We start from the raw sequence: 11,961 nt of genomic DNA on the forward strand, positions 1-11,961 counted from the left end.
CGCGCTCGGGATCAAGGTTGACCATTTCGCGATAATCGAAAAGAAGTTCTCGTTAGACGGTCGCCAGCTGGCCTTTCTAAAGTAGGCGCTTCGAATCCGTGAGTACTTCCCATGCCCATTTACCCGAGGCCTGCATGGGCCCTGTGCGCCCTGTTGGCCGGTTGCACCCTGGGGCCGGAACGGCCGCCCGGCAGCACTGTGCCCCTGCCCGTGAGCCACCTGGACGCAACGGCCGAGCAGGGGCTCGACCAGTGGTGGCAGCTCTACCGTGACCCTGGGCTCAATGCCGCGGTACAGGAAGCCCTGAGCCAGAACCGCGACTTGCGGATGGCCGCGGCCAACCTGCTGCAGGCCCGGGCGCTGCTGCGCGAAACCGATACCCTGCGCCAGCCTTCCACCCAGGTGACGGCCCGCGCCGGCTACGGCAGTACCGCCGACGACCAGCTGGAAGCCGCCTTGCAGGACAGCCAGCACATCCGCACCGGCAGCCGCTATGGGGTCGGCCTGGATGTGCAGTGGGAGGCCGACCTGTTCGGCCGCCTGCACGGCCTGGCCGATGCCGCCCGGGCCGATGCCGAGGCGGCCCGGGCCGCCGAAGATGGGCTGCGGGTGGTGGTGGCCGCGGAAACCACCCGTGCCTGGTTGCAGGCCTGCAGCTACGGCCAGCGCCTGCAGGTGGCCGGCGAGTCCCTGGCGCTGGTGGAGCAGGGCCGCACCCTGAGCGGCCGGCTGTATCGGGCCGGCGCCGCGGTGACCCTGGATGTGGTGCGCGCCGAAGGCCTGGTGGGCCAGGTGCAGGCCAGCCTGCCGCCGCTGCAGGCCGGACGGCAACGGGCCCTGGCCGAACTGGCCGTCTTGCTGGGGCGCCCCCCGGGTGATGCACCGGCGGCGGCCCAGGCTTGTCGCCAGGCCCCGACCCTGGGGTCGCCCATGCCCCAGAGCGATGCCCTGGCCATGTTGCGTCGGCGCCCCGACGTGAGCCAGGCCGAGCGCCGGCTGGCGGCGGCCACGGCGCGCATCGGCGTGGCCCGGGCCGACCTCTATCCAAGGGTCAGCCTGGGGGCTGGGGTCTACACGTCGGCGCACCAGCCCTCGGGTTTCGACGAGCGCGACGCTTCGGTCTGGCAATTGGGGCCGCTGTTGTCCTGGAGCTTGCCCAACCTCAATGCCGCCCGCGCCCGCATCGCCCAGGCCAGCGCCGGAGAAAGCGCGGCGCTGGCGGATTTCGACCGCAGCATCCTGGCGGCCCTGAAGGAGCAGCAACAGGCCCTGAGCGACTACCAGGCCGCGTTGCAGCGCCAGCAAGCCCTGCACCTGGCAGCCGAACGTGACCACCAGGCCTTGCGCCTGGCCGGGCTAGCCAGGGCCGCCGGTGCCTCCACGGCCCTGGATTACCTCGATGCCCAGCGCACCGATGTACGTACCCGGGCCGCGGCAGCGCAGGCCGATGCCGCCGTCATCGATACCCAGGTGCTGGTGTTCAAGGCCCTGGGCGGCGGCTGGCGCAGCGCGCCGCCGATTGTCCTGCCGCAGCCGAGCCGGGCTGCGGCCAACCCTTTCCCGCGAACCCCCAACGAGCCTTTGCAATGACCCAGACCCCTGTTCCCGCTTTCCCGGCGCAAGCCGTCACCCGCCGTCGCTTACTCGGTTATGCCGGGCTGGCGCTGGTGTTGCTGCTGGTTCTGGCCTGGGGCCTGCGCTGGTGGTTCAACGGGCGTTTCCTGGTGGAGACCGACGATGCCTACCTGCGCTCGGACATCGTCACCATCGCGCCCCGGGTCGCCGGCTACCTGGTGGCGGTCGAGGTCCGGGACAACCAGCCGCTCAAGGCTGGCGACCTGCTGGCGCGGATCGACGACAGCGACTACCGGGCCCGGGTCGAACAGGCGGAAGCGGCGCTGCGCGAGGCCCAGGCCGAACAGCGTGCCGGGCAGGCGCGGCTGGCCAATCTGGCCGCCCGCCAGCAACAGCAGCAGAGCCTGATCGCCGAAGCCCAGGCCCGGGTCGGCGCCGCCGAGGCCGAGGCACAACGGGCCGGCCAGGAAGGGCGGCGGCAGCAACACCTGGCCAGCCAGCAAGTCAGCAGCGTGCAGCAACTGGAAAACGCCGCCGCCCTGGCCCGTCAGGCCGATGCCGCCCTGGGCGCGGCCCGCGCCAGCCTGGCCGCGCGGCGCCAACAGGTACAGGTGCTCGATACCGAACAGCAAAGCGCCCGGGCGCAACTGGACAAGCTCGAAGCGGGCGTGGTCCGGGTCACGGCCCAGCGGCAACTGGCCCGCATCGATCTGGCTCGCACCTTGATCCGCAGCCCGGTGGACGGTATCGCCGGCCAGCGGCGCCTGCGCCTGGGGCAGTACGTCGAAGTCGGCGCGCCGCTGTTGGCGGTGGTGCCTGAGGACGCCTATGTGGTGGCCAACTACAAGGAAACCCAGGTCGACGGCATGCGGCCCGGGCAAGCGGCGCGGGTCGAGGTCGACGCCCTGGGTGGCCATGTACTGGAGGGTCGGGTGGAGAGTTTCGCCCCGGCTTCCGGCGCCGAATTCGCCCTGCTGCCGGCGGACAACGCCACCGGCAACTTCACCAAGATCGTGCAGCGCATGCCGGTGCGCATCCGCCTCGATCCGGGGCAGCCGCGACAGGCGCAGCTGCGCCCCGGGATGTCGGTGGTGGTGACCGTGGACACCCGTCATGACTAGTGCCCAGGCCGTATCGGAAGGCACCGGCGAGGCCGCCGCACAGGCAATCTCCCTGCGCACCTGGGTGGCGGTGCTGGGCAGCGTGGTGGGCTGCTTCATGGCCGGGATGAACGTGCACGTGACCAACGCTTCCCTGCCGGACGTGCGTGGCTCCCTGGGGGCGACTTTCGAGGAGGGGTCGTGGATCACCACCGCCTACCTGGTGGCGGAGATCATCATCATTCCCATGACCGGCTGGCTGGTTTCGGTGTTTTCCATGCGCAGGGTACTGATGGTCGGCACCGCCGGTTTCGTGCTGTTTTCGATCGCCTGTTCCCTGGCGCCGAACATCCACAGCCTGATCTTCGCCCGGGTGCTGCAAGGGGCCTTTGGCGGGGTGCTGATTCCCCTGTCGTTCCAGCTGATTGTCACCGAGCTGCCGGCGGCCCGGCATCCCATGGGCATGGCCCTGTTCGCCGTGGCCAACAATGTCGCCCAGGCCGCGGGACCGTCCCTGGGCGGCTGGCTCACCGATGCCTATTCGTGGCGCTGGATCTTCTACCTGCAAGTGCCGCCGGGGCTGTTGCTGCTGGCGGCCATCGGCTGGTCGGTGCGGCCCCAGCCCATGGTCCTGGCAAAACTGCGCCAGGGTGACTGGGGCGGCATCGCCAGCATGGCCGTGGGCCTCTCGGCGTTGCAGATCATGCTGGAGGAGGGTGGCCGTTACGACTGGTTCGCCTCAAGCTTCATCAGCCATTGCGCGATCCTGGCCACGGTCGGCCTGCTGGCCTTCGTGGCCATCGAACTGCGTCGCGAGCAGCCGTTGATCAACCTGCGCCTCTTGGGGCGCTACAACTTCGGCATTGCCAGCCTGATGCAATTCACCTTCGGTGCGGTGGTGTTCGGCGTGGTGTTCCTGGTGCCCAACTACTTTGCCCAGATCCACGGCTACAACGCCCGGCAGATCGGCCTGATGATGATTCCCTACGGCCTGATCCAGTTCGTCATGTCGTTCGCCACCCCGCGGCTGATGCGCTGGACCAGCGCCCGCACCATCATCATTGCCGGGTTCGCCATCACTGGCATCGGCTGCCTGATGAACATCCACCTCAACCCCGATGCCTCGGTGAACGTCATCGTGCCCTCGCTGGTGGTGCGTGGTATCGGCCAGTCGCTGGTGGTGGTGGCGCTGGGGGTGATGGCGATCCAGGGGCTGGAAAAGGACCAGGTGGGCTCGGCCTCCGGACTGTTCTCCATGGTGCGTAACGTCGGCGGGGCCATCGGTATCGCGCTGTCCAGCCAGATCGTGGTGGAGCGCGAGAAACTCCACGCCCAGCGCATTGGCGAATCCGTCAGCCTGTTCGCCCAGGCCACCGAGGAGCGCCTGGTGGAACTGGTGCGCCTGCTGGCCCAGGCACCGGTAGAGTACGCAACGGCCCTGCATTCGGCGGCGCTGGCGCCCCTGCGCCAGCAAGCCCTGGGCATGGTGGACAAGGTGCTGCACCGCGACGCCCTGCTGCTGGCCTACAGCGATGCCTTCTTGCTGGCGGGGCTGGCCATGCTGTTGTGCGTGGTGGCCGGTGTGCTGCTGCGCCGGGCCTGAGCCCTCAGCGGTAGAACTCCGAAGGCGGCGTGCCGAACTGGCGCTTGAAGGCGGCGGCGAAGGCGCTCTGGCTGTCGTAGCCGTGCTGCAGCGCCACTTGCACCACCGGCATGCCTTCGGCCAGGCACTCCAGGGACATCAGCAACCGCGCCTGCTGGCGCCAACGGCCAAAGGTGATGCCGGTGTGGCGCTGGAACTGGCGATGGAAGGTCTTGGCGCTCATGGCCAGGCAGTCGCCCCATTGTTCGGCGGTGCGGTTGTCCGAAGGATCGTCCGCCAGCGCCTGGCACACCCGCAGCATGCGCGGCTCATGGGGCCAGGGCAGGCTGAACGGCAGCACCGGCAGCGAGCGCATCTCATCGAGGATCAGGCGCATCAGGCGGCCGTCGCGGCTGTCCGGCGAATACTGCGTGCCGACCTGGGCGGCGGCCAGGATCAGCTCGCGCAGCAACGGCGAGACCTCGATCACGCAGTCATGCTCGGGCAGGCCGGCAATGGCATCGACATTGATGAACAGGCTGCGCATGCGCACCGCGCCGCGCATGCGTACCCGGTGCTCGACGCCGGCCTGCAACCACACCCCGCGGCTGGGCGGCACCACCCAGCGGCCGGACTCGGTGTCGATCACCAGCACGCCCTCGATGGCATAGGCCAGCTGCGAGCGTGGATGGCTGTGGGCAGGTATTTCATGGCCGTTGGGGTAATCCACGGCGATGCTGGTAACCGGCATGGACAGGCAGTCGATGGACGAGACAACAAGCAGATCGGACATGCAGCGCAGCGCCTCCGCCCCGGAAGGGATCATGGGGCGCTTATCATAGGTGAAAATGTCCATTTTGCGATAATCAAAGGGTGTTTAGCGCATTACATTCAGAAGATCGCTACCTAGACTACAGATCACTCCTTGCCCGCCGACGGTTGCAACCGCCCATGAACCCCCTGTTCCTGACCCTGCTACTAGCGCTACCCCTGCCTTACGGCCGGGGTCTGCCGGTGCTGCCAGGAACCTGGCACCCAGGCTGATCTCCCCCAGACTCCGGCCTCGAAGCGCTTTCCATGATGAAAGCAGGGGAGATCCATCGCGTTCTCCATTGTGCTTTCGAGGTCAGTATGCTCGCCCATCCCCATACCAAATACCGTGCCTTTGCTCCCGTGGACCTGGCCTCGCGCCAGTGGCCGTCACGTACCATCACCCAGGCTCCGATCTGGCTGTCCACCGACCTGCGCGATGGCAACCAGGCGCTGTTCGAGCCGATGAACCGCGAGCGCAAGCTGCGCCTGTTCGAGGAACTGGTGCGCCTGGGCTTCAAGGAAATCGAAGTGGGATTCCCCGCCGCCTCGCGTACCGATTTCGAGGTGGTCCGCGAGCTTGTGGAGCAGCAGCGGATTCCCGCCGACGTCACCCCCATGGTGATGACCCAACTGCGCGAGGACCTGATCCGCGAAACCGTACGCAGTGTGCAGGGTGCGCGCCGGGTCATCGTCCACCTGTACAACGCCATCGCCCCGGTCTGGCGGCGCGTGGTGTTCGGGTTTTCGGTGGACGAGGTCGAGTCCCTGGTGGAGCGCCATGTCAGGCTGTTGCGCGAGTTGACCGACCAGCACCCGGAAACCGAATGGGTGTTGCAGTACTCCCCCGAAACCTTCTGCATGGCGGAGCTCGAGGTGTCCCTGCGCATGTGCAACACCGCGATCCGTACCTGGGACGCCGGCCCGGGGCGCCCGATCATCATCAACCTGCCGACCACCGTCGAGGTGGCCACCGCCAACGTCTTTGCCGACCAGATCGAATGGATGCACAAGCGCCTGGAGCGCCGCGACCAGGTCACGCTGTCAGTGCACCCGCACAACGACCGGGGCACCGGCGTGGCCTGTGCCGAACAGGCGTTGCTGGCGGGCGCCCAGCGGGTGGAGGGCTGCCTGTTCGGCAATGGCGAGCGCAGTGGCAACCTGGATCTGGTGACCCTGGCACTGAATCTCTATACCCAGGGCATCAGCCCCGGGCTGGACTTCTCCGATATCGCGGCAGTGGCCCGGGTTGCCGAGGAATGCACGGCGCTGCCGATCCATCCGCGCCATCCCTATGTCGGCGACCTGGTGTTCACCGCCTTTTCCGGCTCGCACCAGGACGCCATCGCCAAGGGCTTTGCCGCCCAGGCGGCCGACGGTTTCTGGGAGGTGCCCTACCTGCCCATCGATCCGCAGGACCTGGGGCGGACCTACGACAGCATCGTGCGGGTCAACAGCCAGTCCGGCAAAGGCGGGATCGCTTTCCTGCTGCAGCGTGACCACGGCATCGTCATGCCCCGGCGCATGCAGATCGAGTTCAGCGCCATTGTGCAGAAGCTGGCTGATGCCAGTGACGCCGAGTTGAGCAGCGACGCTTTATGGGAGGTGTTCCAGCGCACCTATCTGGCGTGTGCAGAGGGCACGGCCGGCCTGCGGTATCTCGCTCATCGGTTGTTCGATGCCCCCGAGGGGCAGGGGATCGAGCTGCGGGTCGCCACCCCCGGGAACCAGGAGGCGTGCTTGCATGGCGTGGGCAACGGACCTGTCGCGGCGGCCCTGGCCGCCCTGGGCTTGCCGCTGCGCATCGACAGTTTTGAAGAGCGCAACCTGGGGGCGGGGGCCGATGCGCAGGCGCTGGCAATTGTCGAAGCGGTGTGGCCGGGCGTTGCCGGGTCACGTTTTGGCGCCGGCTGTCACGCCAATATCGTCACCGCGTCGGTGCAGGCCGTGATCAATGCCGCGGCGCGGTTTTATCCCGAGCAGGCGCCGGCATTCGTCCCCACCCAGGCATCGCTTGCGGAGCGGGCGGCTCCCTGAGTGACCCGCACCAGCAGTCGGCGCCCCAGGGGCCGGCCGCTGGAGCCCGGGCAAAAAAAAGCCCGCTGTAGCGCGGGCCAAATGGGATTCGTTAAGGAGTGATTGGCAATATAGGGGCGGCGAGGTGAAAGCACCGTGAAAAAAAAGTCGTGCAGGGATAAACCTCCAGCATCTTTGCCCAAGTCGTAGGGTGTTTTCGGATATGTCCGATATTACTGCCCCTGGAGCCCGCGTATATTCCCTCCTGCTCGCCCAGCCAAAGGGGGTACTTCGGTCTGGATGCCACTGCCGAAGTGATGGGCGAGCACCTTTTTCCCTCCTGCCGTTTCTTTCTCCCTGGCTGTTTCCTTCCCGCTTGGCCTGGCCAATATCCTCATCCCATTCCCTTCAGGGCAGATCGAGCCGGCGCCGGATCTCGGCCCACAGTTGCGGGTCGTCGAAGTCGTTGATCACGCGGTGGGCGCCGGCATCCAGCAGGGTTTGCGGGCGCTGGCTGGTGGCCAGGCCGAACGTGCAGATCCCGGCTTTTACCGCGGCTGTCAGCCCGGGTACCGAGTCTTCGAAGGCCAGGGCCTGGTCGGCGGTGGCCTGCAGGTATTCCAGGCCGCTCAAGTAGGGCAGGGGATCGGGCTTGGCCCGAGGCAACTCCTCGGCCACCAGCACCGTCTGGAAGCGCTGCCGCAGGCCCAGCACCTCGAGCATGTGCTCGGCATTGGCCCGGGGCGCGTTGGTGACCACGCACACGCCGATGCCGTGCTCCTGGGCAAAATCCAGCAGGCGCAGCAGGCCGGGCATGGGCATCAGTTGCGGGGAGAGTTGGCGAAAGCGCACTTCCTTGCGCTCGGCAAAGGCTTCATGTTCCGCCACGCTGCGCTCGGGGAACAGGTAGCGGCACATGTTGGCATTGGCCTGGCCGCTGACATGGGCTTCGAATTCTTCCTGGGTGAAGGTCCGGCCCTCCTCTTCCAGCAGCAGTTGCTGCAGGGCCAGCAGGTGCAGGGCGTCGGTGTCGGTCAGGGTGCCATCAAGGTCGAAGAGCAGAGCATTGAGCATGGGACAGTTCCTGTCGGGCCCCATCCGGGCCGGTTGGCTGAATCGATCAAGCCCGCATCCTAGCAGGCTTGATCCCAACCGTGACCGGCTCGCTCGGGGTCTCAGCCCTGTGCGTTGTCGCCTTCGCCCTGGTCTTCCACTTCGTCAGGCTGCGGGCAGTAGTCCTGGGGGTTGGCCGGCCACAGCACCTGGTCATGGCCGTCGTGCACCTGTTCGGCGCCGCAATCGACCTGGCTGACCTGGAAGCTCGGAGTGCCGTCCAGGCGATACAGGGCCTTGAGGCTGCGGGACTGATCGTCGCCCATGCCTTCCACGGCATAGCCGAAGATGGCGCCGCGGGTTTCGTCCACCACCAGTTCCTGCCACTTGCCGGGGATCAGCCGCTTGCCCTTGAGGTCGTACAGCGCCGAGGTGGCCAGGGCCGAGGTGTCGTCGGTGGCCAGCAGGTAGTGGCCGCTGTTGTCCAGGCGGATGTCGACGTACTGGCCCGGCTCCAGCAGCACCTTGCCGCTGGCGTCCATCAGGCCCACGGTACGCACCTGGGTGGCCTGGCCGAACAGGGTGGCCTGCTTGGTCGGGCTGTTGGCGGTGCTGAAGACGAACAGGTCGGCATTGATCGCGCCGATCTGGGCGTAGGTGGGCTTGAACAGCTCGACGCCCTTGTCCACATCGAAGATACCGAAGGTGGCGCTGAACACGTTCTGCAGCACCGCGACCTGGTTCAGCCCCGGTACCTGCCGGAACATTCCCAGGGGGCTGAAGCCGGCCGGGTCCGCCGAGTCGTAGACCGGCTGCACCTTCCATTGGCCCTGGCGGTCGATCAGCCCGGCCTTGCCGGAGCTGCCGTCGGCGTTCTTGGCGGTGACCAGCGCGCCCTGCTTGCCGAATACCTGGCAGGTGCCGAACTGGGCCTGGATCACGGTCTTGCCCTGGAAATCCATGTAGCCGCAGGGGCTGTCGTATTTTTCCCGGAAGGCCACCAGGCCGTCACCCGGTTCGCCCATCCAGTTGTAGGTGGCGGCGCTGATCAACTGGGCCTGGGCATCGGCCAGGGCCTTGCCCTGTTCGGTGCTGACCACCAGATGCTGGTTGGCAAAGTAGTCGATGCTGTCGAAGTCGATCTTCTTCTGCTCGCCGGTCTTGAGGTTCAGCGCCCACTTGTCGTTGCCGCGTTCGGCGATCATCCACCAGCCGCGCTTGGCGAAGTCATCGCGGACCATGCTGCTGTCATACAGGGCTTCGGTCACCACCTCGCCCTTGGCACTGAGAATGCCGCGCTTGCCGCCGATCTCGTAGACGATGAAGTCGTCGTTGCCGCCCACGTACAGGTCGTCGAAGCGCGGTGGCTGAATCTGTTTGCCGCTCTGGTCGATGATGCCCAGCTTGCCGTCCTGGCCGAAGCCGAAGTAGCCCGGGGTCAGCAGCCGCAGGTCATCGGTGAAGGCGGCCTTGAGGGTCTGCTTGCCATCGGCGCTGCTGAGGTTCCAGGTACCGTCCTTGGCGAACAGGAAGGTCTTGTCCAGGGGCAGGGCGACCACGGCGTCGTAGTCGTTGTCGGCGCTGACCAGCACCTTGCCGTCCTGGTCCAGCACCGCGCATTCGCCATTGGCGCAGATCGGCATGACCATGGCCGCCGGCGCGGGGGCCGCAGCGACGGCTGCAGTCTTGGGACTGGTTTCTTCCTTGCATCCGACCAGGGTCAGGGCAGACAACGAGAGGATCAGCGAGCCGAGACGGGCACAGGCGCTTCTATCCATGAACTTCAGGTTCCTTGTAAGAGGGGAGGTGCGGCACACCCCATGGGACGGGGCAGGCAAAGCGGGGGTGATTCTGCGGCGCCGCCGGATAAATGCAAGATCCAATTGCAAAGAAAACCAGCGGTACAGCCTCGTCGCCGGCCTTGAGAGCTGTTCTGGCGCTGGCTAATCGCTGTCTCAGACTGAGACGTTTGTCTCGAAATTGAACGTCGGGTAACACCCGCAAGCCCGCCAGGGACCGGCGTCTTCGCCCAAGTCGTTGATTCCGGGTTCTTTTATAAGCTGGCACGCTCCGTGTATTGCATATCAGCAGACGTTTCTCTTGCCTCCATGACCGGGCGTGCCGGGCATGGCAGAAACCATAAAAACGACTCGCTAAAAATAAGAAAGCACCGTGGGAGGTTTGACGTTGATGAAGAGAAGACTGCGCCTGAGGCTCAGTGCCAGCCTGCTGGCCATTGCCACCTGTACCGCCTTGCATGCCCCTTCGAGTTTCGCCGCGCGGGATGCACAGAGCATCCTCAAGGAAACCTGCCAGGGTTGCCACACCCCCGAGGCCGGGGAAGCCCTGAGCCGCATCAGCCACCAGCGCAAGACCCCGGAAGGCTGGCTGATGAGCATTGCCCGCATGCAGACCATGCACGGGCTGCAAATCAGCGATGACGAGCGCCGCACCCTGGTCAAGTACCTGGCCGATACCCAGGGCCTGGCGCCCAGCGAGACCGACGGCGTGCGCTACGCCCTGGAGCGACGGCTGAACACCGTCGAGCATTTCGACGAACAGACCACCCAGATGTGCGCCCGCTGTCACTCCGGCGCGCGGATCGCCCTGCAACGCCGGCCGGCCCAGGAATGGGAGCGGCTGGTGAATTTTCACCTTGGGCAATGGCCATCCCTGGAGTACCAGGCGCTGTCCCGGGACCGGGAATGGCTGCCCACCGCCCTCAAGGAAATGGTGCCGCTGCTGGCCAAGCGTTATCCCCTCGACAACCCCGCCTGGACAGCCTGGCAACAGGCCCGCCCGCAAGCGGCGGCGCTGGCGGGGGACTGGAGCTTCAGCGGCCACCTGCCGGGCAAGGGCGAACTGGCCGGGGTGATGAGCGTCAGCGCCGGGGAAGGCGATCAGTTCAAGCTCAGCGTCAAGGGCCAGTACGCCGATGGCAGCCCGTTCAATGGCGAGGGCAGCGCGATCCTCTACAACGGTTATGAATGGCGCGGCAATGTCACCGTGGATGGCGTGGTCATGCGCCAGGTGCTGGCGGCCCAGGGCAATGCACTGCAAGGGCGGATGTTCGAGGCCGAGCACGACGAGCGCGGCCTGGACTTCATCGCCGCCCGCCAAGGCAGCCAGCGGTTGCTGGCGGTGCAGCCGGGTTACCTGAAGGCCGGTGAGGAGGCCGAGGTGACCCTGGTGGGCGCGGGCCTTGTGGGCACTCCGAGCTTCGGCAAAGGGGTGGAGGTCGTGCAGGTGCTGGAGCAGAGCCCCGAACGCATCCGCGTCAGCCTCAAGGCGGCGGCCAGCGCCCAGCCGGGGCTGCGGGAGGTCAGCGTCGGCAGCCTCAAGGGCGCGACGCTGGCGGTGTACCAGCGCATCGCCGAGGTCAGGGTGGTGCCGGCATTTGCCGTGGCGCGGATCGGTGACGGCGGCGGTTCGACGCCCAAGGTCCAGGGCCGCTTCGATGCCGAAGCCTGGGGCAAGGGGGCCGACGGCAAGGCCTACCGCATCGGCGTGATGCCGGCGCAGTGGAAGGTCGAGGCCTTCGACGCCCAGGCGGCCAAGGATGAAGACGTCAAGTACGCCGGCAGCATGCAGGCCGACAGCGGCGTGTTCACCCCGGGGGATGCCGGGCCCAACCCGCTGCGCAAGATGTCCACCAACAACGCCGGCAACCTCAAGGTGATCGCTGCGGTGGAGGAGGGGGGCAAGGCCCTGACCGGTGAAGGCCAGCTGATCGTCACCGTGCAACGCTGGAACAATCCACCCATTCCCTGAGGGGCGTCGAGCGATACCGACAGACACTTTCAGGCAATGACCGCAGGCCCCGAA

At 66.7% G+C, this 11,961-nt stretch carries 8 protein-coding genes; 5 read left to right on the forward strand and 3 right to left on the reverse strand.

The window, feature by feature from the left end; all coding sequences use genetic code 11:
- Positions 1-111 precede the first annotated feature (111 nt).
- From AC1RL5_RS31555 to AC1RL5_RS31565, 3 genes are read left to right on the forward strand one after another with little or no spacing between them, the layout of a single operon-like run.
- On the forward strand, positions 112-1,590 hold the full coding sequence (locus AC1RL5_RS31555; protein ID WP_125063726.1) for a TolC family protein: 1,479 nt from the start codon (positions 112-114) through the stop codon (positions 1,588-1,590).
- Positions 1,587-2,696, forward strand: a complete 1,110-nt coding sequence (locus AC1RL5_RS31560; protein WP_492590207.1) for an HlyD family secretion protein — start codon at positions 1,587-1,589, stop codon at positions 2,694-2,696. Before AC1RL5_RS31555 ends, AC1RL5_RS31560 begins: the two co-directional genes overlap by 4 nt.
- On the forward strand, positions 2,689-4,278 hold the full coding sequence (locus AC1RL5_RS31565) for a DHA2 family efflux MFS transporter permease subunit (protein WP_093410209.1): 1,590 nt from the start codon (positions 2,689-2,691) through the stop codon (positions 4,276-4,278). The genes AC1RL5_RS31560 and AC1RL5_RS31565 overlap by 8 nt, the downstream gene beginning before the upstream one ends.
- Positions 4,279-4,282: 4 nt before the next feature.
- Here the strand turns inward: AC1RL5_RS31565 and AC1RL5_RS31570 are convergent, their stop codons facing one another.
- Complete coding sequence (locus AC1RL5_RS31570; RefSeq protein ID WP_015636445.1) at positions 4,283-5,113, reverse strand: AraC family transcriptional regulator; 831 nt, start codon at positions 5,111-5,113, stop codon at positions 4,283-4,285.
- Positions 5,114-5,388: 275 nt separating this feature from the next.
- On the opposite strand from AC1RL5_RS31570, the gene AC1RL5_RS31575 reads away from it, so the two are divergent.
- A complete protein-coding gene (locus AC1RL5_RS31575; RefSeq protein ID WP_183001520.1) occupies positions 5,389-7,104 on the forward strand; it encodes a 2-isopropylmalate synthase in 1,716 nt (571 codons plus the stop codon).
- A gap of 387 nt (positions 7,105-7,491) precedes the next feature.
- Here AC1RL5_RS31575 and AC1RL5_RS31580 read toward each other — a convergent pair whose 3' ends face one another.
- Complete coding sequence (locus AC1RL5_RS31580) at positions 7,492-8,157, reverse strand: HAD family hydrolase (RefSeq protein WP_492590209.1); 666 nt, start codon at positions 8,155-8,157, stop codon at positions 7,492-7,494.
- 101 nt (positions 8,158-8,258) lie between these two features.
- The gene (locus tag AC1RL5_RS31585) at positions 8,259-9,914 is read right to left on the reverse strand and encodes a WG repeat-containing protein (protein ID WP_015636442.1); all 1,656 of its coding nucleotides are present in this window, start codon (positions 9,912-9,914) and stop codon (positions 8,259-8,261) included.
- A gap of 412 nt (positions 9,915-10,326) precedes the next feature.
- Between AC1RL5_RS31585 and peaA the strand changes: the two genes are divergently transcribed.
- A complete protein-coding gene (gene peaA / locus AC1RL5_RS31590; protein ID WP_492590211.1) occupies positions 10,327-11,907 on the forward strand; it encodes a quinohemoprotein amine dehydrogenase subunit alpha in 1,581 nt (526 codons plus the stop codon).
- Positions 11,908-11,961: the final 54 nt, after the last annotated feature.

The organism is Pseudomonas sp. GW822-FHT06D10 (genome assembly GCF_058799535.1).

Coding starts and splice junctions, on each gene's coding strand:
- AC1RL5_RS31565 (WP_093410209.1), top strand. CDS start 2,689: ATGACTAGTGCCCAGGCCGTATCGGAAGGCACCGGCGAGGCCGCCGCA.
- AC1RL5_RS31555 (WP_125063726.1), top strand. CDS start 112: ATGCCCATTTACCCGAGGCCTGCATGGGCCCTGTGCGCCCTGTTGGCC.
- AC1RL5_RS31560 (WP_492590207.1), top strand. CDS start 1,587: ATGACCCAGACCCCTGTTCCCGCTTTCCCGGCGCAAGCCGTCACCCGC.
- peaA (WP_492590211.1), top strand. CDS start 10,327: ATGAAGAGAAGACTGCGCCTGAGGCTCAGTGCCAGCCTGCTGGCCATT.
- AC1RL5_RS31570 (WP_015636445.1), bottom strand. CDS start 5,113: ATGGACATTTTCACCTATGATAAGCGCCCCATGATCCCTTCCGGGGCG.
- AC1RL5_RS31575 (WP_183001520.1), top strand. CDS start 5,389: ATGCTCGCCCATCCCCATACCAAATACCGTGCCTTTGCTCCCGTGGAC.
- AC1RL5_RS31585 (WP_015636442.1), bottom strand. CDS start 9,914: ATGGATAGAAGCGCCTGTGCCCGTCTCGGCTCGCTGATCCTCTCGTTG.
- AC1RL5_RS31580 (WP_492590209.1), bottom strand. CDS start 8,157: ATGCTCAATGCTCTGCTCTTCGACCTTGATGGCACCCTGACCGACACC.